Raw genomic sequence first — 24,819 nt, 5'->3', positions numbered from 1 at the left:
GACTTCCCTTTCGAGATGACGTTCCCAATGGGCGCGACCTGCGAGGTTCTGATATCGCGAGTGGAATGGAGATGGATTTTTCCAATACGGATTTCTCCTTCTCCGATGTCGGTAGCTTCTTTCATTGCGACTTGACTGGGGCTCGGTTCGACGAGTCTGTAAGTGAAGGTTCTAGCTTTCATCAGCGGCTCGATGGCGCAAGCTTCCGCAAGGTCAAGTTCCGCAAGTGCTATTTCAAGCAGGCTTCTTCGCGAGGCTGCTGTTTCGACGACGCACGGCTTCCTTCGTCTTACTTTGATCAAAGCGATCTCTCCGGCTCGTCTTTCGCCGGTGCGGATTGCAAAGGAGTATGTTTTGTCGGCGCCAATCTGATCGGCTGTGATTTTCGCGGCGCCAAGCTCGACGAAGCGCAGTTCCAGGAAGCGAAGATCGACAAGACAACCGATTTTCGCGGAGCGTCTCTGGTCAACGTTTGGACCGAAGATCGCTACGACAATAGCGGAAAGCTATTTCAGCGGGGTGTCGATCTACGTCAGGCGACGTTCGATGAGACGACTCAATTCGGCGACGATCCGCTTGCGTATCCGTTGGAAATATTGAACGCGCTCGTGAAAGTTGCCCGACGCAAGGAATATGCGGACGACGGCGCGACGATCGCGGCGTTCGCGGAGCAGATCAAGTCCACTCTGCGCGATCAACCGAAGAAGTGGGTTGACAATATTTGGCTCGACGATCTTCTCGGCCAATTGAATGATTGCCAAAAGCAGCTTTATGAAGAAATCCAAGACGAGGCGTTCCGGACGATGCTGTAAGCGCGCACTTTGCACGCTACTCGCTCTCCGGCACTCGCCAGACGTGGTCCTTGATCCAGTCGGTGATTTCCGAGGCGTCGAACGCGCGTAGTACTTGCCACAGGCTGCCGTAGTCGTCGGTCCATACGACGGGCACGGTTCCTTTCGGCAGGTCTTCGGTGCGGAAGGCGACGTCGGCCGCGTTCAGGAAATCTTCGTTGCTGGTGATGAGGGCCCACGTGGCTGAAAACGCTCCCTGCTCGCGATCTTCGTCCGATTCGCACACGCGCACTTGCTTATCAGACGACTGCGCGATGGCCAGCACCACGGGGTCCAGGTCGACGTTGCGATTTGAAATGTTCACGACCAGAATGCCGTCCGGCCGCAGATGCTTCCAATACATCGCGATGCATTCGGTGGTCAGCAGGTGCATGGGAATGGCGTCGCTACTGAACGCGTCCATGATCAGCACGTCGAACTGTTGCGGCCCGTTGTCGGCCAGCTCCTGCTCGAGCACCAGCCGTGCATCCCCTTCGGCGATGGTCCAATGCGCGGCGCTATCTTCCAGAAAATAGAAGTACTCCTGCGCGATGTGAATGATGTCGGGATTGATGTCGTAGAAACGAATCTCATCACCGGCCTGGCCAAGCGCCGCGACAGTGCCGGCCCCCAAGCCGACGACGCCGATTCGCAAGGTTCGATTCACCGGATCGAATTCCGTGCGGCGCGGATGCTGCTCGATCGCCAGGCCGACGCCCGAGGTGCGCGCGTAATAGCTGGTGGGCCACGTGCGCATTTCGCCTTCGAGCAACTGCATGCCGTGCCAGATGGCGCCATGCACTAGCTTGCGCATCGGCGATTCGGTGAACGGGTCGTCGGCATCGCGCACGCGCACCACGCCGTAGAAATTCCGCGTGCCGAATAGCACCCCTTTGCGATACTCGTGGATGTGAATCAGCAGCGCCGCGATCAGGCCCGAGAAGCAGAGCAGCAGCACCGCGGCCAGCGACGTGGGGCGGCGCCGATACCATAGCCAGTTGACTTCGCGCGTGATCGCCGCCAGCACCAAGGCCGGGCAGAGCACGAGCGTCAGATGATACTCCCAGAAGCCATCGAAGATGGCCGGCGCGACCAAGGCCACGAAGACGCCTCCCAGCGCTCCGCCGCTGGCCACGCACAGATAGAACAACGTCAGGTCACGTGAGTGCGGCCGCGCGCGGACCAATTCTCCGTGGCACGTCATCGCGCAGGCGAACAACGTCACGCTGTACGTTCCGATTTGCGCGGTTAGCGGCGCCGAGACCCCCATGAACAGCATCGTTGCGGCGGCCGTGATCGACAGGGCCAGCAGCGGGATGAACACGCGCCGGTCGTACCAGCGGGGACTGTCGAAGCAAATGATGAACGACAGCAGGTACAACGTCAGCGGGAGGATCCACAAGAAGGGGACTATGGCCACTTCCTGGCAGATTTGATTCGTCGTGGCCATCAACATGCCCGACGCCCCGGCGGCCAGTCCGAGCCAGAGGGCCATCATGCCCCAGCCGGGACGCGCTTCGGCAGGATGCGGTTCCGACGGAGCGTTCCGGTCCGACGCAACCGGCGGTGCATGCGCGTCGGACGTTCCAGCGGCACGGCGCCGTTCGGCCAGCAGTAATTGCACGCCGCACAGCGCGCACACAATCGCGAACGCGGCGTAGCCCCACGACCAGCCATGCGTTTGCATGCCGAGCTTGAAGTTGGGCTCGACCAGAAACGGATAGCTCAACAACGCCAAGAGCGAGCCGACGTTCGACAGCGCGTACAAGCGATAGGGAGAACCGACGTGCGTCTTTGCAAACCAGGCTTGCAGGAGGGGACCGGTGGCCGAAATCAGGAAGTATGGCGCCCCGACGGTGAAGGCCAGCAGCGCCAGAATCTGCCAGATGGGAGACGATTCGACCGCCATTCGATAACTGGGATCAGCCGCGATGGGCAAGAACCACAGCGACGAGCCCAAGAGCGCGATGTGCAACAGCGCCTGCGCGCGCGGTGTCAACCAGGCCGTCAGGGCGTGCGCATAGAGATAGCCCCCCAAGAGCAAAATCTGAAAGAACAGCAGGCAGGTCGTCCACACCGCGGGCGTGCCACCGAACCAGGGAAGAATCTGCTTTCCCAGAATCGGCTGCACCAAAAACAGCAGGAACGCGCTCCAGAAAATTGTCAGGGCGTACCAAATCATCGCCAGCCTGTCATTGCGGAGGGATCGTCAAGGAACTCGCGCGGCGGTGGCTTTGCCCGATGCCTGCTCATTTTCGAGCGCGCGCGCAATTCATAAGCGAAGTATAACCAACGACAGGCGATGACGAATCACGTCGCGGCGGCGAGCGATTACGACAGGCGGGCCAGGTCCGTGAAGAATTCGGGATAGGTTTTGGCCGTGCAGCCAGGATCGCGGATGACGACACCCGGCACGCGCAATCCGATCAGCGCCATGCTCATCGCCATGCGATGATCGTCATAGGTGTCAATCGTGGCGGCGTGCAAGGCCGCTGGGACGATTCGCAAACCATCCGGGCGCTCGTCAACCGTGGCGCCAAACTTGCGCAGCTCGGTGGCCAGCGCCGCGATGCGATCGGTTTCTTTGTGGCGAATGTGGGCCACGCCTGTGATCGTGGTCGGCCCTTCGGCGAACAGTGCCACGGCGCCCAGTGTTTGCACCGTGTCGCTGATGGCGTTCATATCGACGTCGATACCACGCAGTTTCTCGGCCGCGCGCACCGCGATGCCTGCGGGCGAGTCGCTGACGTGGCAACCCATTCGGGCCAGAACGTCCACGAATTCCACATCCCCTTGCAGGCTGTCGCGCGAAAGACCAGCGACGGTTACCTGACCACCAGCGATGGCCGGCGCAGCCCAGAAGTAACTGGCCGCCGAAGCGTCGGGCTCGACGTCGTACGACAATCCGCGATAGGAAGCCGAATTCGGAATCACAAACCGCGCGAGGTCGCCCGGCTCGACCGACACGCCGAACGCCCGCATCACGGCCAGCGTCATGTACACGTACGGTTGCGAGACGAGTTGCCCCTCGACCACGATTTCGACCGGCTGCGCGGCACAGGGCGCGGCCATTAGTAAGCCGCTGAGGTATTGACTCGAGATACTGCCACGCACGATCGCGCGACCGCCGGCGAGGCCGCGGGCCGTAACGACGACGGGGGGGCAGCCATTGCCCGCTTCGCTGACGGCCGATGCACCAAGCTGCATCAGTGCGGCGAGCAGATCGTCGATCGGTCGCTCGCGCATCCGCGGCGTGCCATCCAGGCGAAACGTGCCGTGTGCAAGCGCGAGCATAGCGGTGAGAAAGCGGACCGTGGTACCGCTGTTGGCCACGTACAGATCGGCACTCGCGGCCGGAATCTTGCCACCGCAACCCTTGACGGTCAGCGTTTGCCGCGTGGCATCAGCCTCGACGTTGATCCCCAGTTTGCCGAGCGCGGCGACCATGACGCGCGTGTCTTCGCTATCGAGGCAGCCGGTGAGCGTCGATTGTCCCGAGGCGAGCGCGGCGCAGATCAGTGCGCGGTTGGTAATGCTCTTCGAGCCGGGAGGACGAATCGTGGCGTCGAACGGACCAGCAGGGCGAATTTCGATGGTTGGCGGCGATGAATCCACGTCGTTGGCTCAGTGCCCTGCGATTTTCCACAAGTGACTGTCAGTCCGGACATAAAGGGCGCCGTCGGCGATGACCGGCGTGCCGAAGATCGGCTCGCCAAAATCTCCACGCGACACGATCTCGCCCGACTGATCGTTAAGCTGGACGACCTGGGCCAGCCCATCTTGATTGAAAATATACATGTAATCGCCGGCGACGACCGGCGTGGCCCAGAACTGCCCCTTCAAGCGTAGCTTCCACTTCGATTCGCCCGTCGTGGCATCGCCGCACAAGAGCACGCCGGCCCCGTTGATCGTGTAGACCCGGCCATTATCGACCACGGGACTGGCATTGCCGGGGCTGAGCGAGTTCGTGGCCCATATGACTTCGGCCGCCTTGCTTGCGGGTTGATAACGCAAGGCGGTCAATCCGCCCGAGGGGACGTAGATCGTGTTTCCTTCGGCCACGGGTGAGGGAATCGACGAACAAGCGACTTCGTAACTCCACACCTGCTCTCCGGTGTGCGGATTGTGGGCCGTGAAACGCGTGGGAGATTGCAGCAGTACCAGGTCATCGGCGCGTTTGTCGCCTCGCAGCACGGCCGGCGACGTCCAGTTCATTTCGGCCGAGCGCGGGATGCGCCAGCGCGATTCGCCGGTTTCGGCGTCGATGCCGGCGGCGAACGAGTCTCCCTTGTTCTCGACTTGGACGACGACCGTGTCCCCCAGTACCAGCGGCGAGGCCGACATGCCGACGTCGTTGGCCGCGGTGGGGAAGTCGTGCGTCAGTCCGCGATACCAGAGCAGATTCCCGTCGAGGTCGAGACAAGCCAGGTCGTTGGACGAGAAGAAGGCGTAGATGCGTTTGCCGTCGCTGGATGGTGTGTTCGCGGCGACGGAGCTTGTGGGATGACACATCGTGCGCCCCGTGGCCCAGAACTGTCGCTCCCAGGAAACATCGCCAGTCTTGGCATCGATGCACAGGACATGCAGGCGATCCTGGTTGTAGCCGCTTGCGGCCGTGACGATGACTTTGCCTGCGACCAGAATCGGGCTTGATACGCCGCGACCGGGAACCGCCGTTTTCCAGGCGACGTTATGCTCGATGCCCGATTCGTCCTTGGCGAGCGCCAAAGGGGGCGCGGCGCTCGTAGCGACCGAACGATTATCCGAGCCGCGGAAGTGCAACCAGTCCGCGCCAGCCGTGAACGTTACGCACAGCAGCGGCAACAGCGTTTGCAGCAGAGCACGAGTCATAGCGGTTCGTTCCTTCGACGTCAGGCCAGGTGGCGTATCGTTTTTGTTTCTAGCGTGCTGGGTCGGTCGCGGCCCGGGCGATCCGATCGCGCGATAGGATCGCGGTTCCGGATGCGTCGCACACGCGAAGCTGGAAATCCCAGTCCTGTGCCCAGCTTTCCTTTTGGTTGTTCTGCAGCAGCTTGACCAGGATCAGGTTCTTTCCGGCCTTGAGCTTTCCCTTGCCGATGTACTGGTCCATCTGTTCGCCGGCGTGATAGACGTTGTTCCGAGCGACGAGTTGGCCGTTGAGCCATATTTTGTTCGCGTTGGTCGATGTGAGCCGGATCTCGACATTCTCAGGCTTGTCGGCCAGGAACTCGGTGGCCGCGTAGGCAGTCACGGAATTGGCCTTGCCTAGCGCATTGTTCAGATTGACCTTGCCATAGGCGTCTTCGGTCGCGTGGTCGATCCATTTCACGGCGCCCGTTGATCCCTTGTACTCGGACGCGAAATCGATGGCGTCCTCGGGCGGGAAAGCGACGTCGAACCCTTTCTCGTCGGTGTTGTCGAAAGGGCCAATCAACTTCCACTGGATCAGATATCCGAAGTGCCGTGTCAGGTCGACTTTCTCGCCAAAGCCTTCCAGCTTTTTGACGATCTCCTTCACCTGGTCCAGGTCACGCGCCGCGGTTAGCGCCTTGTGGAATGTGTCTCGAGCCGCGTCGGCTTTCTGAGCCGTCTCATCGGCCTCGGCCTCGGTGATCAGTCGCGCCACCGCGTCGCGGCGAAACTCGACGCTCGGATCGTTGAGCAACTGCGGGATCAAACGATCGTCGGCCGAGGTATCCACGCGGCACAGCCAATCGAAGGCCAGACGACGGGCGCGAGGTGAATGTTTGGTATCGAGTGCGAACTTCTCCAGGGCGGACTTGGGGAGATCGCCCCCTTGCCGTAGCTGCCGCTCGGCGATCGCATCGACCGATGCACGCAGCCAGTTGGCGGCCAGTGGGCTGGCGTCATCAAGCGCCGCCAGGATGCTGGGTATCGCCGTGGCGTCAGCCTTGGTCACTTGTTGCCACGCCTGGCGAGCGGCGGTGTTGCCGGCCCCCTCGTTGCCGACAGCCTTGAGCGTCGCGAGTTGCTCGTCGAGGCCTGCTTGGGCCGACTGTGAACAGATGACCATTCCCACAAAGACGACCATGGCGAACGCGAGGCGTAACATGGCAGGCACCTGGCGGGGCAGAAGTTGGCGGGCCGTTGCACGACGGACCGAACGAAACCGTGCGGCCGACGCATTCTAGACGGTCGTCACAACTTGGGAAGCTGAGAGTTGACTACGGGGCATTGATCCGCGTTCCGTTGAAATACGACCACCCACGCGAGGCAGTTCGCTGCAAAAGGGGTATCAGATACCGTCTTTAAGTCCTGCCCTGCCATTCTGGCAGCAGAGGTTGGGGCTCGGCGAAGTTGGACTGCCGGATCGTGCGGCCACGTCTGTGGACGGAATTCGGGGCCCTGACGCTAAGCCATTTCCAAAAAGCATCTTACGACGGACGCTGCGTTCTTGGCCCGGCAATTGCTTTTCGGGGGCTCGACTGCGCTACGGATACGCACAATTGGCAGCCCCCTGGTGGTCGACTCTGCCCGGCCGGGCTTCCTTTTTCATTTTGCCAGATTTCCCTGTTCGAGAAATTTCGGAGGCGAACAAGCGATGTCGACGGTTACCAAGAATAAAAAGACCCCGAGCAAGATCAAGCTGCAACCGCTGGGCGACCGCGTAGTGGTCGAACGTGAAGAGTCCGAGTCGAAGACGGCCGGAGGCATCGTGCTCCCCGATTCGGCCAAGGACAAGCCGGCCCGTGGCACGGTGGTGAGCGTCGGCGACGGCAAGCTGTTGGACGACGGCAGCCGCGGCAAGCTGCAGGTCAAGGTCGGCGATCGCGTGTTGTTCGTCTCGTACGCCGGCGACGAATTCAAGATCGGCGAGCAAGAACTGTTGCTGATGCGGGAAGACGACATTCTAGCCGTCATTGAGTAACTCAGACGGGGAGTAACGCAGGCGGGCTGGCGGTGATCGAGTTGGGCAGGCGTGATCGAAAACGGTCTGGCCGCGATCCCGGTGAACGACATAGCAGGGCAAACCGCCCGTCGATCGGACGTATGGATCCGGCAGGCGGCGGCCCGAGCATGACAAAAATTTCAGGTAAGCGGCCCGCGACGTCGGGCACTCGCTTTCACAATCGTTTAGGAGAATTCGACTGATGGCAAAGACCATTGCATTTGACCAGGAAGCGCGCGAGGCGATTCGCCGCGGCGTTTCGAAGCTGGCACGGGCCGTCAAGGTGACGCTCGGTCCGAAGGGTCGCAACGTGATTTTGCAGAAGAGCTTCGGCTCGCCGACCGTGACCAAAGACGGCGTCACCGTGGCCAAGGAAATCGACCTGGAAGACGTCTATGAAAACATGGGCGCCCGCATGGTCCGCGAAGTCGCATCGAAGACTAGCGACATCGCCGGCGACGGCACCACGACGGCCACCCTGTTGGCCGAGGCGATCTACAACGAAGGTTTGAAGGCCGTGGTCGCGGGCGTCAACCCGTTGCAGATGAAGCAAGGCATCGACAAGGCTGTCGAGGACATCACCGACAAGCTGAAGAAGATGTCGATCTCGATCAAGAGCAAGAAGGAAATGGCTCAGGTCGGCACCGTGGCCAGCAACAACGACACCGAAATCGGTGAGCTGTTGGCCGAAGCCATGGAAAAGGTCGGCAAGGACGGCGTGATCACGGTCGACGAAGGCAAGAGCTTGAAGACCGAGGTCGAGTGGGTCGAAGGCATGCAGTTCGACCGCGGCTACCTGTCGCCGTACTTCATCACCGACTCGACGAAGATGGAAGTCGTCCTGGAAGACGCCTACATCCTGGTCTACGAGAAGAAGATCGCGAACGTCAAGGAATTGGTCCCGGTGCTCGAGGCCGTGGTCAACGCCGGTCGCCCGCTGTTGATCGTTTCCGAGGACGTCGAGGGCGAGGCCCTGGCGACCTTGGTCATTAACAAGTTGCGTGGCACGTTCAAGTGCGCCGCGGTCAAGGCGCCTGGCTACGGCGATCGCCGCAAGGCCATGCTCGAAGATATCGCCATCCTGACCGGCGGCACCGCGGTGTTCGAAAGCTTGGGCATCAAGCTCGACAACATGCAGATCGGTGACCTGGGGCGGGCCAAGAAGGTCGTGATCGACAAGGATAACACCACGATCATCGAAGGGGCCGGCAAGGGCACGGAGATCAAGGCGCGCATCGACCAGATCCGCCGCGAAATCGAGAACTCGACCAGCGACTACGATCGCGAGAAGCTGGAAGAGCGCCTCGCGAAACTGGCCGGCGGCGTGGCCAAGGTCAACGTCGGCGCCGCGACCGAAAGCGAAATGAAGGAGAAGAAGGCCCGCGTCGAAGACGCGCTGCACGCCACGCGTGCCGCGGTCGAAGAGGGTATTCTCCCCGGTGGTGGCGTCGCGATTCTGCGGGCCTCGCACTCGGTGAAGCCCGAAGGTCTGACGCACGATCAGGAGGTGGGTTACAACATCATCCTGCGTGCGGCGCGTGCCCCGCTGACCACGATTGCCTCGAACGCCGGTCAAGACGGCGGCATCGTCTGCGAGCGCGTGCTGGAAGCCAAGGGGAACAACGGGTACAACGCCGCGACCGACGTCTACGAAGACCTGGTGAAGGCCGGCATCATCGACCCGACCAAGGTGACCCGCACGGCACTGCAGAACGCCGCGAGCGTCGCTACGCTGTTGCTGACGAGCGACGCCCTGATCGCCGACAAGCCGAAGGACGCCGGCAAGAAGGGTGGCGCCGGTCACGGCGGCGACTACGACATGTATTAATCGGCACGGCGAAGAAATTCTTCGCTGCGGTCGCAAAAATCAACCTCGCCTGGTTCCTGTCGCAAGACGGAATCCGGCGAGGTTTTTTTATGGGGCAGAGGTCCAGGACAACACAAGTAGTTTTGTTAACTACGAATAACTCGAATAAGAGCTTTGGCGCCACGTTGGACGACGAGGCTTCTGCTCCATTCGTATCATTCGTGATATTCGTGGTTTTTGATTCCTTAATCTCCGTGGTCGTCGAATTGCAAGCGACTCCGACGCGCCACGAACTAGCGGCAAATAAGGACAATCTTGAATAGAACGAATAACACGAAACGAACGAAACCATCAGCGGGTGGCCGCGCTAGTCATTCGGAGGTATGAATCTGGGACGCCGATGTTCGTCGGAGATCATCGGTAGACATGAAATCCGGGCGGATCGCGCTGCGACAAGCAGCCGGCAGCCGGCAGCCCTTTACCGGATCGGCCCGCTCCGGCATGATGATCCGGCCACCATGCGATCGATGTCGCACCGCCCAGGCGGTGCAATCGTCGCGAAACCGCCCCGAGCTGACGCATGACCGAAACCGCGACCACGACCGTTGCCAAGAAGCCCACCGCGGCATCGCGCGCCGCCGCGCCGTCGCATCCTGTCGTTGTGCTGCTGGTGGACGATCAGGTCATCGTCGGCGAATCGATCCGCCGTATGCTCGCGCCGGAAACCGATATCACATTCCATTACTGCTCGGATCCCACGCAAGCCATTGCGACCGCCAACGCCGTGCAACCGACCGTGATCCTGCAGGATCTGGTCATGCCGGACATCGACGGGCTGCAATTGGTGAAGTTTTTTCGCGCCAACAAGTCCACGCGCGATACGCCGATGATCGTCCTCTCCAGCAAAGAAGAGCCGACGATCAAGGCTCAGGCCTTTGCGTTGGGTGCCAACGATTATCTGGTGAAATTGCCTGATCGGATCGAGTTGCTGGCCCGCATTCGCTATCACTCGCGGGCGTACATTTCGCGGCTCGAACGCGACGAAGCCTTTCGTCAACTGGCCGAAAGCCAGCAGCAATTGGCCGAAGAAGTCGGTCAGGCCGCGCGCTATGTGCAGTCACTGCTGCCCGAGAAGCTGACGGGCGATATTGCGATCGATTATCTATTCGTGCCGTCGACGCAGCTCGGCGGAGACATGTTCGGCTACAACTGGATCGATGCCGAGCATTTTGCGATCTACCTGCTCGACGTCAGTGGTCACGGTGTCGGATCGTCGCTATTGGCCGTCTCGGCGATGAACATGCTATCGGGCCACTCGCTGGCCGAGACCGATTTCCGCGATCCGGGCCAGGTTCTGGAACGGCTGAACGACGTATTTCAGATGGAGAAGCAAAACGGCAAATACTTCACCATCTGGTATGGGGTGTTTGAACCGGCCACGCGTAAGCTCAAATTCAGCAACGCCGGGCATCCGCCCGCGCTCGTGTACACAGGACCGAGCGTCAACGAAGCCCCGGTGCAAACGCTCGAGGCTGATGGCCTGGCCATTGGCATGGTCGAAGGGATGCCGTACTCCACAAGCGAAGTGCAATTAGGGTCTTACGCCCGACTGTTGATTTACAGTGACGGGGCCTACGAGATCGAAAAGACCGACGGCGACATGTGGAAGCACTCGGAATTCGTTAAATTCGTGTCGGCGTTGCCAACGGATCACGGGCCGATCGCCGACCCGCTTTTGTCTCATGTCCGGCAGTTGGGGGATTCCGAGATTCTGGACGACGATTTTTCGGTCGTCGAAGCCCGATTGTAGACGCCGTTGCTCTCGCGGCAGATGATGCTGCGGGGGAACCGGTCGTAGGGGCTATTCGATTTGTGCCGCATGCCGGCGCTGGCCACGACGTGAACCGATTCCCAGGCGCCGCCGAATTTCTGCGCCGAACTCTAAGCGGCACTTACATTTGAAGGTCGCTTACGAGCGGAATCGGGCCAATTGCGGCTCGCACGGCAAGTGATTTTGACTACGGCCTTCCCAAGGTTTTTAACAAACGTCCCCGATAGGCGTACACCATGGCTCTCTTTCGTAACGCCACGATCCAACGCAGGCTTCGCGGCATTGTCGTCTTCAGTGCGCTGGGACTGGCCATCGTGCTGGCCGTTGCCCTGATCCTGTTGGCCAATTTCGGCGTCAACGGTCCGCTCTACGAGCGCTTGATGCTGCGCAAGACGGCGATGGCCGAGTTCGAGCCCTGCACGCTGTTTGTCATCGAGCCGTACTTGTCGCTGTTCGAAATCACGGCCAGCAGTGATCCCGATGAAACCAAAAAGCTGATCGCGGAATTTCATGCCTTGGAAGGAAAGTTCGAAGCCCGCAAGGCGTATTGGATGGAGGCGATGTACGAAGGGCCGACGAAGATCGCGCTGCGGACCGACGTGCTTCCCTCGGTCGAGCGCTTAATGAAGGTAGCGAATCGAGATTTCCTTCCCCTGGTCGAAGAAGGGAAGCACGATGCCGCCAACAAGGTTTTCAGCGAGCAAGTGCGACCGCTCTACGAAGAACACCGCGAAGCAATCGATCGCGCGGTGAAGATCGGGCATGACCGCACAATTTCCGAACAACAAGAGGCCGAGCAGAAGGTCCATTTCTGGCTGATCACGATGATCATCGTCAGCATCGTCTCGGTCGCGCTGGTGGCCTCGCTGGGCTGGGTCGTGGCGCGCGACGTAGTCGACGCGACGAAAGCCCTCGTCTCGCGCATTCACGAGATGGCCAGCGGAGCCAGCGACCTCACCGCTCGCATTCCCGTCGACTGTGGCAACGAGATGGGGCAACTGGGCTCGGGGATCAACGCCATGATCGGGAAGATTCATGCCGTGGTCGTGAAAGTGCGTGAATCGAGCCTGACGCTGTTGTCCACCGCGTCCGAGATCGCAGCCACGGCCAAGCAGCAGGAAAACACCGTTCAAGACCTAAGCAGCTCGACGACCGAAATCGCAGCGGCGGTCCGTCAGATTTCGGCCACCGGCAAGGAACTAGCCGGCACGATGAGCGAAGTCAGCCAGCGGGCACACCAGGCCGCCACGCTGGCGGGGTCGGGGCGCACGCGGTTGGCCGATATGGAATCGACAATGAGCCAATTGGTCGAATCGACGGCCTCGATTTCGACGAAGCTGGCCCTGATTCGCGAGAAGGCGGATAATATCAACGTCGTCGTCACCACAATTACGAAGGTGGCGGACCAAACCAACCTGCTCTCGATCAATGCTGCCATCGAGGCCGAGAAGGCAGGCGAATATGGTCGCGGCTTCCTGGTCGTGGCCCGCGAGATTCGCCGCCTGGCTGACCAGACTGCTGTGGCCACGCTCGATATCGAGAACATGGTCCGCCACATGCACGACGCGGTCTCGGCCGGCGTGATGCAGATGGACAAATTCAGCGAGGAAGTGCGGCACGGCATGGACCGGGTCGGCGAGATTAACAGCCAGATCGGCCAGATTATCGAAGAGGTCCGCACCGTCAGCGACCGCTTTCAATTGGTCAACGAGGGTGTACACAATCAATCGATCGGCGCCGAGCAGATTAACGAAGCCATGCTCACCGTGGCCAGCGGCACGAAGCAAACCGTGGCCTCGCTCGACGAGTTCAACACCGCCACGGCGCATTTGCGTGAAAGCGTGAAGACGCTGAATGAGGAGATCGCCCAGTTCAAAACCTAGGCGCGATTCGTCCGATGCTTGCCCTGACGTTTCAGATTGATAACAGCCGCGTAGCGCTCGACGTCCGCCAGATCAGCCTGGTCGTGCCGCGCGTGCCGCTCGAACGCGTCGCCGGCGCTCCGCCCTGGCTGGCGGGCGTGTTCGTCTACGCTCAAAACGTTGTTCCGGTGATCGACCTGCACCGCCTACTCGGTGCGGGAGATTGTCCCCAGCAACTCAGCAGCCGCATCATTCTTCTCCCTTGGCCGCAGGCGGGTGGAACAGAAGGCTCGCTGGGTCTGTTGGCCGCGCACGTTTCCGAAATTCACGAAATCACCCACTCCTCGGTCGAGCCAGCCGGCGCTGTTACGCGACCGGAGCTGGGCCCAGCCATTATCGACCGGGGTGAGATCACGCGTCTGCTCGACATCGACCGATTGTTAACTCCCTCGATCCGCGAGCAACTGGCCGGGGTGTGTACGGCATGAACCTTGATGCCATTACTGGTTTGCTGCGCAAGCGCATCGGGCTGGATCCCGAATCGCTCGGCCCCTCGGTCGTTCCGTCGGCCGTGGCTCTGCGGCAGCGCGCGCTAGGAATCGCAGAACTGTCGGATTATGCCGGTCGACTGCAAAACTCGGCGCAAGAGTTCGAAGCCCTGGTCAACGAGCTGGTCGTTTGCGAAACCTGGTTCTTCCGTGGCGGTGAGTTGTTCTCGTACCTCGCCGCGCGCATTAAGGACGCCGCCAGAAATCGTTCGCTCACTCGTCCATTCCGCGTCTTATGCGTCCCCTGTTGCACGGGCGAGGAACCCTATTCGCTTTCGATCGCGCTGACGGAATTGCAGGTGCCGCGCAAAGCCTGGCATATCGACGCCTGCGACATCAATGAAAGATTTCTGGCCCGCGCACGGAAGGGGCATTACACGGACTTTTCCTTTCGCCAGACCGAGCCGGACCTGCGCGAACGGTATTTTCACTCCGTGGATGGCGGCTGGGAACTCGACGAATCGATTCGTTCGACGGTTGACTTTCATTGCGCGAATCTGGTCGAGCCTGGTTTTCTGCACGGCGCCGCGCGCTACGATTTGATTTTCTGCCGCAACCTGTTTATCTACTTGCATGACGCAGCCCGGCAACAGGTGATCGGCGTCCTTGATCGGCTGCTCGCCAGCGACGGACTGATCGCGATGGGGCACGCCGAGCCACTGAGTTCGCTCGATCGTCGATTCCGCCATGTTGGCCCTGATGGTTGCTTCCTGTACGCGCGCGAGGGCGTATCCGCAGCAGACTCACCTGCTAAACCAGCTCTGGCGCCTTTACCTGCTGCAAACTATGCAACGCGCGAAGCAGTTGCCACAAAGTCTCCCGCATCGCGGCAGGACGCGGGACGCAGGGCGAAGGCTGCCGTCTCACCAAGGCCCGCTGCCAAGCGCACGACTCCAACCGTGCCGACCGAGATCGCCGGCGATCCGCTCACGACTGCCCGTCAGCACGCAGATGCCGGCCGTTTGGACGAAGCGTGGGCCGATTGCCAGGCGTTACTTACCAAGTCGGGGCCTACGGCCGACCTATTCACGCTCTTGGGAATCATCCAGCAAGCACGGCACGACAAAGGTGCCAAGCAATATTTCGAGAAGGCGTTGTACCTCGATCCCGATCACGGCGATTCGTTGCTGCACTTGATGCTTCTCTGCGAACAGCAGGGCGCTCACTCGCAGGCGGCCGCTTTGCGATCGCGCCTCGAACGAGCCACCCAGGGAGGTGACGCATGAGCGAATCTCTCTCGCAACTGGCAACGATCGACGATTGCTGGAACCGCATCGGTGTCTGCGGTGACCATAGTTGTCCCGAGTTGCCGCGCTTCGTGCATTGCCACAATTGTCCGGTCTTCGCCACGGCCAGCGACCGACTGTTGGCAGGGCCGGCGCCGCAGGGATATTTGGAAGAAGCCAGGGCTCGACTCGCCGCTCCGCCCGAGGCGGTCATTCCGGATGCCCACAGCGCGCTGGTTTTTCGCATTGGCGAGGAGTGGCTGGCATTGCCGGTCCAAGTGCTGGTCGAAGTCCACGCCGTGCGACCTGTGCATCGCATTCCCCATCGGGGCGGCCTGCTGGCAGGCCTGGTCAATATCCGTGGGGAGCTCGAAATGTGCGCCCGGCTTGGGCAGTTGCTCGCCATCTCGTCGAGCGAATCCGCGCTCATTAAATCGGCGCCCAACGGCGCGGCGCCTCAAGCGGCAGCGGTTTCGGCGACTGACACACCGGCAACAACCGCGCGGCTGCTGGTGGTGCATTTCGAATCCGAGCGCTGGGTATTCCCTGTCGACGAGGTCGACCAGGTGCATCGTTTCCATGCTGCGGACCTGACGAGCGTGCCGGCCACGGTCGGACGTTACGGCGGTCGCATGTCGCGTGGCATATTCGCGCAGGAGAATCGCACGATCGGCTTTCTCGACGTCGAGCGGTTGCGTCAGGCCCTGAAAACGAGGGCTATCGTATGAGCCAAGGGGGCGACTTTTCACTGTTCGAGCTCTTCCAGGAAGAAGCCCGCGCGCATGCGGCGGCGCTCAGCCAAGGCTTGCTCGAACTCGAAGCCGACGCGAGCAATCCGCGCCAAATCGAACCGCTGATGCGCGCCGCTCATTCGATCAAAGGGGCGGCGCGGATTGTCGGCATCGACCTGGCCGTGAAATTGGCCCACGTCATGGAAGATGTCTTTGTCGCGGCCCAGGAAGGGCAGATCACGATCATGCCCGCCGACATCGACCAGTTGCTGCGTGGCACCGACCTGTTGGCGGAATTGGGCACCGCGACCGAGGCAACGACCGGCGCCTGGCAGAGTGGTCACGCCGCGGAGATCGCACAGCTCGAGAAATTGCTCGGCCAGGTGGCCCGCGGCGAGAGTCCGGCCCCGGCCGTGTCTCCTGCTGCTGTTGCACCTTCGCCACCGACACCAGCGCCCGTCGAGAAAGTGCCGTCCGCGTCGCCGCCGCCGACGGACGCAATATCCGGATCGGTCGACAAAAAGGCGGCGGTTGCGGCACTGTCGGCGATCGCCATTCCGGCCGAGCCACTCGAGCCGGGCGAAGATTTCTCGATGTTCGACGTCTTCCGCGAAGAAGTTCGCAGCCATGCGCTCGTCACCCAACAAACGTTGATCGCGATTCTGACTGGCACGGCCGAAGCCAGTCAGTTCGAGATATTGGTCGACGCCGCGCATACGATTCGCGGTGCGGCAAGAATCGTCGACAACGACCTGGCGGTCGAGCTGGCCCACGCGCTTGAAGAGTTCTTTGCCCGTGTTCGTTCGGGCGGCATGGTACTCGAGGCTGCCGACGCCAAATCGTTAGCCGCGGCGCTCGATGTGCTAGCCGAACTTGTCGCGATCGACGCCGCGGCCCTCTCTGATTGGCAAACGCGTCGCGCGCCGGAAGTGGCGGCACTCACTCAGCAATTGCAAGCCGAAACGACGATCGTCGAAGCAGCGCCAGTGCCCGCGCAGCGGATGGTTGAACCGGTCGCCGGGACTACGGCCGTTCCACCAACGGTCGAGGCGTTGGAGCTTCGCGAGCCTGAGCCACCGGCCGGCGCTGCAGTCGCCGAGATCGCGCCGGCACCTCCCGACGCCAGCGTCGAGGCGGCTGCAGCCGTGGTGCGCGTTTCGGCGCAAAGCTTGAATCGTTTGATGGGATTGGCAGGCGAGTCGCTCGTGCAAGCGCGCTGGCTGCAACCGTTTTCGACGGCGCTTTTGAAGCTGAAAAAGCACCAGGATGATGTGTCGCTGCTGCTCGACAACCTTTCGCATGCCCTGCCGACCCGCGGCGCCGACGAGGATACGATCGGCTTAGTGAATCAGGCCCGCCTTGGCACGGCGCAATGCCGCAAGATGCTAGCCGAGCGCTTGGTGGCCTTCGACGATCACGCGGCGCAGGCCGAAGACCTCAATAGTCGGCTCTATCACGAAGTAATCGTCAGCCGCATGCGTCCGTTCGGCGATGGCGCGCACGGATTCCCGCGGCTGGTGCGTGACATGGCTCGGCAACTGGACAAGCAGGTTCGTTTGGAGATCGATGGGCTGGAAACCGACGTCGATCGCGACGTGCTCGAAAAGCTCGAAGCGCCGCTCACGCACCTGCTGCGCAACGCGGTCGATCATGGTATCGAAATGCCTGACGTCCGCCAGGCGGCAGGCAAGGCGCCCGGTGGTCTCATCAAGCTCGAAGTCAAGCATCGTGCCGGCATGCTCGCGATCACGATTACCGACGATGGACGGGGACTCGACGTCGAACGCATCCGTCGCAAGATCGTCGAGCGTGGGCTGACAACCGCTGAACTGACCGAATCGATGTCGCCGGCCGAAGTGCTGGAGTTCCTTTTTCTGCCGGGCTTTTCAACCGCCGACAAGGTTACAGAATATTCTGGCCGGGGCGTTGGGTTGGACGTTGTGCAACAGTCGGTTCGCCGCATTGGCGGCTCGGTCCGCGTCACAACGCGCCTGGGCCACGGCGCCACGTTTCACCTGCAATTGCCGATTACGCTCTCGGTATTGCGGGCCGTCATTGTGGAAATCGATGGCGAGCCGTACGCATTTCCGCACAATCGCATCGACCGTCTGCTGCAAATCAACGAGTCCGCGCTCAAGTCGCTCGAGAATCGGCAGTTCATCGTCGTTGACGGGCAGAATGTGGGCGTGTTGCTCGCCTCGCAAGCCTTAGGGCTTTCGAAGAAGCCGCTCGACAAGCGTGAAATGCTGGTGCTGCTGGTTAGTGACTCGACGGGGCAATACGGCCTGATCGTTGACGATTTCCGCGGCGAGCAGGATCTCGTCGTACGGCCGCTCGACGGCCGACTGGGCAAAGTGCCCAACATCAGCGCCGCGGCAATCCTGGATGATGGCGCGCCGGTTTTGATCGCCGACGTCGAGGATCTGATCCGTTCGCTGGACCGCCACATTCAGGGGGGCGCGCTCCAGCGACATACGCGCGCCGAAAATGCCACCGTTAGAAAAAAGCGAGTGCTGGTCGTCGATGATTCGATCACGGTGCGCGAAGTCGAACGGCAAATCCTGCGCAGCCACGGCTACGACGTGACGGTCGCCGTCGATGGCCAGGAAGGGTGGAACATGGTTCGCAGCGAGCCCTTCGACCTGGTGATCTCGGACGTCGATATGCCTCGCATGAACGGTTTGGAACTTGTACAAATGATTCGCGCCGACGCGTCGCTGGCCAATCTGCCGGTGATCATCGTCTCGTACAAGGAGCGGCCCGAGGATCGCATGCGCGGACTCGACGTGGGGGCCAACTATTACTTGACCAAAAGCAGTTTTCACGACCAGACATTCGTGCAGGCGGTCCGGGATTGCGTCGGCGAATCGGCCTAGACGCAATCCGAACGATAAGATGAAATCAGTCAATCGCGGCAAGGGCAACGCCGCGCACTTCGGTTCGAGTCCACATGCGTATCGCGATCGTTAACGATTTGGCTTTGGCGCGCGAGGTGTTGCGCCGCGCCGTGCTCTCGGTTCCTGGCTATTCGATTGCCTGGGTCGCCGAGAACGGCGCTGACGCCGTGGCTCAGGCGGCGCGCGACGTGCCTGACATTGTTCTGATGGACTTGATCATGCCCGTCATGGATGGCGTCGAAGCCACGCGGCAGATCATGGCGGGCTCGCCATGCCCGATCCTGCTGGTCACGTCGAGCGTCACGGGCAATCTGAACCAGGTGTACGCCGCGATGGGGCATGGCGGACTGGATGCGGTGAATACGCCGGTCTTTGGCCCGGGCGGCGAAGTGCGCGAAGCCGAGCCCATGCTCGCGCGGATCGCAAAGCTGGTGCGCAGCAAACAGATCAGCTCGCTGACGCCGGCTTCCGCAGACTCGGCCGTTGTTGCCGGCGGTTCCCGGCCTCCCCAGGTTGATACCGGCGCAGTACCGCCGCTGGTGATCCTGGGAGCTTCGACCGGTGGACCCGAGGCCGTTGCCCAGGTCCTTTCGGCTTTGCCGGCCGACCTACCGGCCGCCGTCGTGGTCGTACAGCACATTGGGTTCGATTTTGCCCCGGGGCTGGCGCATTGGTTGGCGACCCGGACCCGCATGTCGGTTACCGTCGCGCGTGCCGGCGAAGAGCCGAAGGTTGGCACCGTGGCGCTCGCCTCGACGAATGACCATCTGTTGCTGCGCTCGGACAAACGGTTTCATTATTCCTCTGAGCCTGGCGCATACCCGTACCGTCCGTCAGTGGACGTATTCTGCCAAAGCGCTGCGCGTCATTGGACCACTCCCGGCGTCGCAGCGCTGTTGACGGGCATGGGTAGCGACGGTGCCCGTGGCATTTTGCTGTTGAAGAAAGCCGGCTGGCTGACGTTGGCCCAAGACCAGGGAACGTCGGTCGTCTACGGCATGCCCAAGGCGGCCGTCGAGTTGCAGGCTGTCGAGCAGAGTCTTCCTTTGTCGAAGATTGGCCCGGAAATCCTGGGGCATGTTCTAGCCACAAACCGCCGCGCTGTCCGCTAAAACAACTGCCGCCAACGATCGCCGCTGTCGATGGAGCCCGTACGCATGCTCGCAGTATTGCGCGAAATTGATCGTCGCGATCGTGTGCTGTCGCGCTTGGGCTGGTTTCAGATCGCGCTATTGATCGCAATGCTCGCGGCGATGCCGTTTGATCCGCGCACGATCCTCGGCATCAATCCCTGGATCAAGCCAGCGAAGTTCGCGGCCTCGATCGCGATCTACGCGTGGACCTTGGCCTGGTTCCTGCCGCATCTGACGGGCCCCGCTTGGGCCAAGGCGCTCGTTCGCTGGGGTACGTGCGTCGCCATGACGGTCGAGATCGTGTGCATCGGTGGGCAATCGCTGCGCGGCACAACATCGCACTTTAACGATGCGACACCGCTCGACGGTGCAATCTTCAGCGTGATGGGGCTGATGATTTTGTTCAGCACCGGTTTGGATGCGCTACTGTTGGTGCTGTTTTTCCGGCGGAATGCGCCGCTTCCGCCGCCTTATTTGTGGGGCATTCGATTAGGGTTGGCAGGCGTCATCGCCGGGGGCGTTATCGGTGTGGGCATGGTGGCGCATCAAGGGCATTCGTACGGGGGCACTGACGGAGGGCCGGGCCTGCCGGTAGTGCATTGGAACGCCGTCGGCGGAGATCTTCGCCCGGCGCATGCGTTGGCATTGCATGCGCTGCAGATTCTGCCGCTTGTGGGATACTCAATCAGTCGCGGAAAGCTCGTGCGCACTTCGCCCCGGCAAGTCGCGGCCTTCGCCACGGTGGCACTGTTCTACGCGGCTCTGACGGGCGCCATACTTTGGCAAGCCTTGGCAGGGCATCCGCTGCTGCCGATTGGTAACGCGACGATTCAAGCACGCTAGATAAGAATGCTCGGCTTGATCGCACGCGATTGACGTACGTCGTGCGTGCTACGAGAGATCATTCAGGCAGATCGCGATTCGCTTGGCGATTTCGTCGGCCGGGAGATCGCGGATCAAGAATTGCTTCGTGCGCGATGTCTGGCCGGACAACAATTCGACCTGCGAGCGTGATAACGTCAGTGCTTCGCACAGCAGCTCGACGATCGCCTGATTGGCTTTGCCCTTGTCGGGCGGAGCCGTGACGCTGACTTTCAACATACCGCCATGCTCGCCCGTAATCGCGGCACGTCGCGCGCCCGGCTGTGCTCGCACCGGCAGGACGATCCCATGCGCGTGCGGGCGGAGCTCGATCATTCCGCCCCCTCGTACAATGCCGAGCCGACGCGGACGATCGTGGCCCCCTCGGCGATGGCGATCTCGTAATCGCCGCTCATGCCCATCGAAAGTTCGTCGAGCGAAATGGCTGTTGGTGCTGTGTCGCGAAGTTTGTCGCGCAACAAGCGAAGATGGCGAAAGTCCGTTTGCGCCGCCACGGGATCATCGGCGCGACCGGCCATCGCCATAAGTCCGCGCACCTGAATGTGCGCGAGCGTCGCCAACTGCGCCAGTGCATCAGGCAGTTCGGCCGCTCCGAAGCCATGCTTAGCCGGATCGGCCGAAATGTTCACTTCGATTAACACCGGCACGCGGCCGGTCGCTTGCGCCGCGGCAGCTTCGTCGAGCGCGCTGGCCAACCGCGGGCTGTCGCAGGAGTGCACCAGCGAAACCAGCGGTATGGTGCGCGCGACTTTGTTGCGCTGCATATGGCCGATCATGTGCCAGCGAATATCACGCCCGGCGAACGTCGCGGCTCGCTGCCATAGCTGTTGAGGCCGGCTTTCGCCAAGATCGCGGCAGCCCGCGTCCAGCAAGGCCGAAATCGCCTGCTCGTCGGCATATTTCGTCACGGCTACGAGCGTGATTTCGTCCGCCTGGCGACCTGCGCGGGCGGCCGCGACAGCGATCCGCTCGCGCACCTGGACGAGATTTTCAGAGATACGGAGAGCATCGGACATGCTTGGCGGCGGCGAGGGTTTACAGCGCGACGGGCACGCGCGCCCGAATCATATCAATCGGGAACGTCGGCAGCGCGCCAATTCTCGCGCTTATTCGATTTCGACCAAGGGCTCGATATCGCCGTCGGTTTTGAAGCGGGCAACCAGGAACTCCGAAACCAGGTTATGCCCCAGCAGCGTGCGGTTGCCGCGCTTGCCCAAAGATCGATAGAGCAGCCACTGCTCGTCGCGCACCTGCACCCGATACCCGACGGCCACATCCGGCGACAGTGTCTGCCGATCTTCGGCCACGGTCAGTTGTCGCCAGGTGGCGGGGCGGAAGATTCGCCGGCTGTTCAGATCGATGAACAGGGGAGCGTACAGACAGCGGGCGTCACGTCGCGCGGCACGCAATTCGAGCGTCTGTTCGAGCGTGCCCTCCAGCGCGCCGGCGCTTGGTTGGGCCTTCCACTCGGGCAGTGCCAACGGAAACGCCAGCCCCCGCGGCTTGCGGCCTACCAGATAGCCTTCGCGGGTCTCGGTCGAGGGATCGAAACTGACTTCCGCTCCCAGCGGCAACGCGCCACGATATTCCAGCGACGCCGCCTCGGTACCCAACACGGCATCCGCTAAAAACAAGAAGCCGTCTTCGCGGGCGAGCACAATTTGTCGCTGCACGCGAATGTTCTCCGGCAGCGCGATCTCGAGTTCGAGATAGTCGGCATCCTCGGTGCTCGTCCAGCAGACCTCGTCCCATTCGGCGTCGGCCTCGGGGACGAGCAACTCGCCGTTGCGGCGCACTTCGCATGTCCAGACGCCGGACCACAGAACGTCTCGCCCGCAAGCCAGCTCGATGCGAACCTCGGACCCGGCACGCGTCACCGTGACTCGTTCGCTGTTGCGCGACCAATTGGGACGCAATACCGTGACCCCGGCCGCCTCGTTATTCACGGCAGGCGGGGGCAAGGATTTCGCCGATACATTTCGCGGCAATTCTTGCCCACCGATCAATGATGTCGCCAGAATACGATCGGCCCTGTCGGCGCTTACGAAAGCGGCGGCGAGCAAGTCGCGCCCGGCACGACTGCCTTCGGTTTTCGAAAGCGCCAGGCCGCCATCGCGGCGCGACAGCCTGAGAACTTGCCGGGCAAAGTTCGCGTAACGATCTTGAGATTCTTGATTCCAGCCTGACTTTTTCAGTGATTGCGCCAGAATGCGCGACCGCGCCCACGTCGCCAGAAGCGCTGGCACCTCGTCCCATTGCCGGGCGGACGGCATGCCATCGGCGGCCACTGCCGTGCGCAGGGCCGTCGCCAGTTCCTGACCACCACGTCGGGCCAGTTCGCGTGCGGGTTTCAGTTCCGGCAGCACGTAAGCCAGCACCAGCGGCAATTCGGCGGCGAGCCACTGCCGCTCGAGTACGGACAATTCATTTCCGTGCGATGCCTCGTCGACGACCAGGAATAAGCGGTCAACCAATTGCCACCACTGGTCACCGGGGAGCAGCCCGGAGAGCGCCGGCAGGGCCCGTGCGAATGCGATGCATTCCAGGCCAAACGCGTTGCCGTTCAGACCAGCGGTCGTGCCGTGGCGACGGGCGGTTTCCGTCATCCAGGCGATAGCGACTTCAACCGCATTGGTGCCGAGCTTCCACGATTTGCCGTGTTCCAGTCGATCGAGCGCGGCGCAGAGTTCGCTGGTCGTCGGGACGCGCGATCCGGAGGTGACAGGTTCAGCGACCGGCATACCCCAGGCCAGCGAAATGCTCTTGCCGGGCAATAATGCCGCCACGGATTGCGAAACCGGTCGGCGTGCCAGGTGCGCGCTGAGGGCTTTCCAGCCTTCGCTCGCCGTGCCCCATTCCTCGGCCTGAGCGATGCGCCCCGGAGTTGAGCTGTGCCAGACAGGCTTGACCAAGACGGAATTACCACCGAGTTCATGACCGCGAAGCGATAGCACACTCCGCGAGGCAGCGCCGGCTGAATCGGAACTTTGAGAGCCGGCGCTTTGAGAGGTCATCGTTGCCATCAGTGGCTAAATCCTTTCTCCGTCAGGCGGCGCACCGCAATCGAGTCAGCAGCAGAGGCGAGTTACTGCACGCGTCGGGAAATCGATTTCCCGATCCAGCATACGCCCACGCAGCGACTCGCCGCGCAAAGAGTCAGTCGATTGGACGCACCGCTAGCACGGCAGTATCTTAACAGTGGTAGGCGGGAATTAAACCCGCCCGACAGGCAGTTTTTTTGCGAAAAGGCCGCACTGCGGGTGCGAGAAACCATGAGCCGCTTGAGAGTTGTCAGGAATCTGTGCAGCGCACTATTAGGTGTGGCTCTAATCGGGGCCTCGCACACGGCCCTGGGGCAAAAGACGCCCGCTCAAAAAGCGCCGGTTCCCAAGACGGTATCCGTGAAATCCGCGGAGACGCCTGCGGACATCGACCCACTCGCGGATCGCGACGATACCAAGGATCCGCCCGGCCTGAAGCGGCTGTCGCCCGACGGCAAAGTGTGGCTGGATGCCAAGAACAAACGGGTTGTGACGGTCGGAGAAGTCTGCTTGCGCGAAGGGCAGCTCGAAATGTTCGCCTGCCTAAAGGGAACCAAGGAACACGAGTCGATCCTGGCCGTGCCGACCAAGGCTTACGTCGTACACGCGGCACTCGTAGCTTTGGGGGCCGAGCCGGGCGCAGCGGCGCAGTTCGCGCCGAAGTATGTCGCCGCGCACGGGCCACGCGTGGATGTGACGCTGTTCTGGACCGACGAAAAGGGAAAGCGGCAACACGCCAACGCCCAGGACTGGATTCGCAACGTGAAAACCGGCAAGGCGATGACGGACTATTGGGTCTTCGGCGGCAGCGGCTTTTGGAAGGACGAAACCAGCGGCCAGCAATTCTACAAGGCTGAGGACGGCGATTTCATCTGTATCTCGAACTTCAACAGCGCCATGCTCGACTTGCCTGTCGAAAGTAGCCAATCGAACGAAGCCTTGTTGTTCGAGGCCATGACCGACAACATCCCTCCGACCGGCACCAAGGTGACACTGGTGCTAACGCCACGGTTGGAAGACAAGCCGAAAGCGAGCGGTCCTTCGTCGCGAAAGGTGGCGCCGGGGAAATAACGTGCATCGAGATTCTTAAACCAACTCCTCGATGACGGTCCCTTCGTTCAACAGTGGTTGCGGCCGGC

The 24,819-nt window shown here is 61.5% G+C and carries 19 protein-coding genes; 12 read left to right on the top strand and 7 right to left on the bottom strand.

Annotated features, from left to right (window positions below):
- Nucleotides 1–812 (top strand): pentapeptide repeat-containing protein (locus VGN12_14135; GenBank protein ID HEY4310586.1); only part of this gene is annotated, 812 nt, incomplete at its 5' end.
- A 16-nt stretch (nt 813–828) separates the two neighbouring features.
- Here the strand turns inward: VGN12_14135 and VGN12_14130 are convergent.
- The 4 genes from VGN12_14130 to VGN12_14115 all read right to left on the bottom strand — a co-directional run bounded on the left by VGN12_14130 (nt 829) and on the right by VGN12_14115 (nt 6,885).
- Nucleotides 829–3,012, bottom strand: a complete 2,184-nt coding sequence (locus VGN12_14130; GenBank protein HEY4310585.1) for a fused MFS/spermidine synthase — start codon at nt 3,010–3,012, stop codon at nt 829–831.
- A gap of 149 nt (nt 3,013–3,161) precedes the next feature.
- A complete protein-coding gene (gene aroA / locus VGN12_14125; protein ID HEY4310584.1) occupies nt 3,162–4,445 on the bottom strand; it encodes a 3-phosphoshikimate 1-carboxyvinyltransferase in 1,284 nt (427 codons plus the stop codon).
- Nucleotides 4,446–4,454: 9 nt separating this feature from the next.
- A complete protein-coding gene (locus tag VGN12_14120; protein ID HEY4310583.1) occupies nt 4,455–5,681 on the bottom strand; it encodes a PQQ-binding-like beta-propeller repeat protein in 1,227 nt (408 codons plus the stop codon).
- A 49-nt stretch (nt 5,682–5,730) separates the two neighbouring features.
- The gene (locus tag VGN12_14115; GenBank protein HEY4310582.1) at nt 5,731–6,885 is read right to left on the bottom strand and encodes a hypothetical protein; all 1,155 of its coding nucleotides are present in this window, start codon (nt 6,883–6,885) and stop codon (nt 5,731–5,733) included.
- Nucleotides 6,886–7,374: 489 nt separating this feature from the next.
- Between VGN12_14115 and VGN12_14110 the strand changes: the two genes are divergently transcribed.
- The 10 genes from VGN12_14110 to VGN12_14065 all read left to right on the top strand — a co-directional run bounded on the left by VGN12_14110 (nt 7,375) and on the right by VGN12_14065 (nt 20,600).
- Entirely contained in the window at nt 7,375–7,701 is a 327-nt protein-coding gene (locus VGN12_14110) for a co-chaperone GroES (protein HEY4310581.1), read from the top strand.
- Nucleotides 7,702–7,924: 223 nt separating this feature from the next.
- Nucleotides 7,925–9,550, top strand: coding sequence for a chaperonin GroEL (gene groL / locus VGN12_14105; protein HEY4310580.1), 1,626 nt, complete (start codon nt 7,925–7,927; stop codon nt 9,548–9,550).
- 559 nt (nt 9,551–10,109) lie between these two features.
- A complete protein-coding gene (locus VGN12_14100) occupies nt 10,110–11,339 on the top strand; it encodes a SpoIIE family protein phosphatase (protein ID HEY4310579.1) in 1,230 nt (409 codons plus the stop codon).
- 257 nt (nt 11,340–11,596) lie between these two features.
- Entirely contained in the window at nt 11,597–13,243 is a 1,647-nt protein-coding gene (locus VGN12_14095; protein ID HEY4310578.1) for a methyl-accepting chemotaxis protein, read from the top strand.
- A gap of 14 nt (nt 13,244–13,257) precedes the next feature.
- Complete coding sequence (locus VGN12_14090; GenBank protein HEY4310577.1) at nt 13,258–13,710, top strand: chemotaxis protein CheW; 453 nt, start codon at nt 13,258–13,260, stop codon at nt 13,708–13,710.
- Nucleotides 13,707–14,996 carry a CheR family methyltransferase gene (locus VGN12_14085; GenBank protein ID HEY4310576.1) on the top strand — a complete coding sequence of 430 codons (1,290 nt, stop codon included), beginning with the start codon at nt 13,707–13,709 and terminating at the stop codon, nt 14,994–14,996. The genes VGN12_14090 and VGN12_14085 overlap by 4 nt, the downstream gene beginning before the upstream one ends.
- The gene (locus tag VGN12_14080; GenBank protein ID HEY4310575.1) at nt 14,993–15,724 is read left to right on the top strand and encodes a chemotaxis protein CheW; all 732 of its coding nucleotides are present in this window, start codon (nt 14,993–14,995) and stop codon (nt 15,722–15,724) included. The genes VGN12_14085 and VGN12_14080 overlap by 4 nt, the downstream gene beginning before the upstream one ends.
- Entirely contained in the window at nt 15,721–18,603 is a 2,883-nt protein-coding gene (locus VGN12_14075; protein ID HEY4310574.1) for a hybrid sensor histidine kinase/response regulator, read from the top strand. The genes VGN12_14080 and VGN12_14075 overlap by 4 nt, the downstream gene beginning before the upstream one ends.
- A 74-nt stretch (nt 18,604–18,677) precedes the next feature.
- Nucleotides 18,678–19,736, top strand: coding sequence for a chemotaxis-specific protein-glutamate methyltransferase CheB (gene cheB, locus VGN12_14070; GenBank protein ID HEY4310573.1), 1,059 nt, complete (start codon nt 18,678–18,680; stop codon nt 19,734–19,736).
- Nucleotides 19,737–19,781: 45 nt separating this feature from the next.
- Nucleotides 19,782–20,600 carry a hypothetical protein gene (locus VGN12_14065; protein HEY4310572.1) on the top strand — a complete coding sequence of 273 codons (819 nt, stop codon included), beginning with the start codon at nt 19,782–19,784 and terminating at the stop codon, nt 20,598–20,600.
- A 48-nt stretch (nt 20,601–20,648) separates the two neighbouring features.
- Here VGN12_14065 and VGN12_14060 read toward each other — a convergent pair whose 3' ends face one another.
- The 3 genes from VGN12_14060 to VGN12_14050 form a co-directional block, all read right to left on the bottom strand.
- Nucleotides 20,649–20,954 carry a DUF167 domain-containing protein gene (locus VGN12_14060; protein HEY4310571.1) on the bottom strand — a complete coding sequence of 102 codons (306 nt, stop codon included), beginning with the start codon at nt 20,952–20,954 and terminating at the stop codon, nt 20,649–20,651.
- Nucleotides 20,951–21,655 carry a YggS family pyridoxal phosphate-dependent enzyme gene (locus VGN12_14055; GenBank protein HEY4310570.1) on the bottom strand — a complete coding sequence of 235 codons (705 nt, stop codon included), beginning with the start codon at nt 21,653–21,655 and terminating at the stop codon, nt 20,951–20,953. Before VGN12_14055 ends, VGN12_14060 begins: the two co-directional genes overlap by 4 nt.
- A gap of 90 nt (nt 21,656–21,745) precedes the next feature.
- Complete coding sequence (locus VGN12_14050) at nt 21,746–23,662, bottom strand: hypothetical protein (GenBank protein ID HEY4310569.1); 1,917 nt, start codon at nt 23,660–23,662, stop codon at nt 21,746–21,748.
- Nucleotides 23,663–23,911: 249 nt separating this feature from the next.
- Between VGN12_14050 and VGN12_14045 the strand changes: the two genes are divergently transcribed.
- Nucleotides 23,912–24,751 carry a YdjY domain-containing protein gene (locus tag VGN12_14045; protein HEY4310568.1) on the top strand — a complete coding sequence of 280 codons (840 nt, stop codon included), beginning with the start codon at nt 23,912–23,914 and terminating at the stop codon, nt 24,749–24,751.
- The last annotated feature ends 68 nt before the right edge of the window (nt 24,752–24,819 follow it).

It is taken from the genome of Pirellulales bacterium, assembly GCA_036499395.1.
Classification (GTDB): Bacteria; Planctomycetota; Planctomycetia; order Pirellulales; family JACPPG01; genus JACPPG01.
This window is presented reverse-complemented; position numbering and strand designations above follow the sequence as displayed.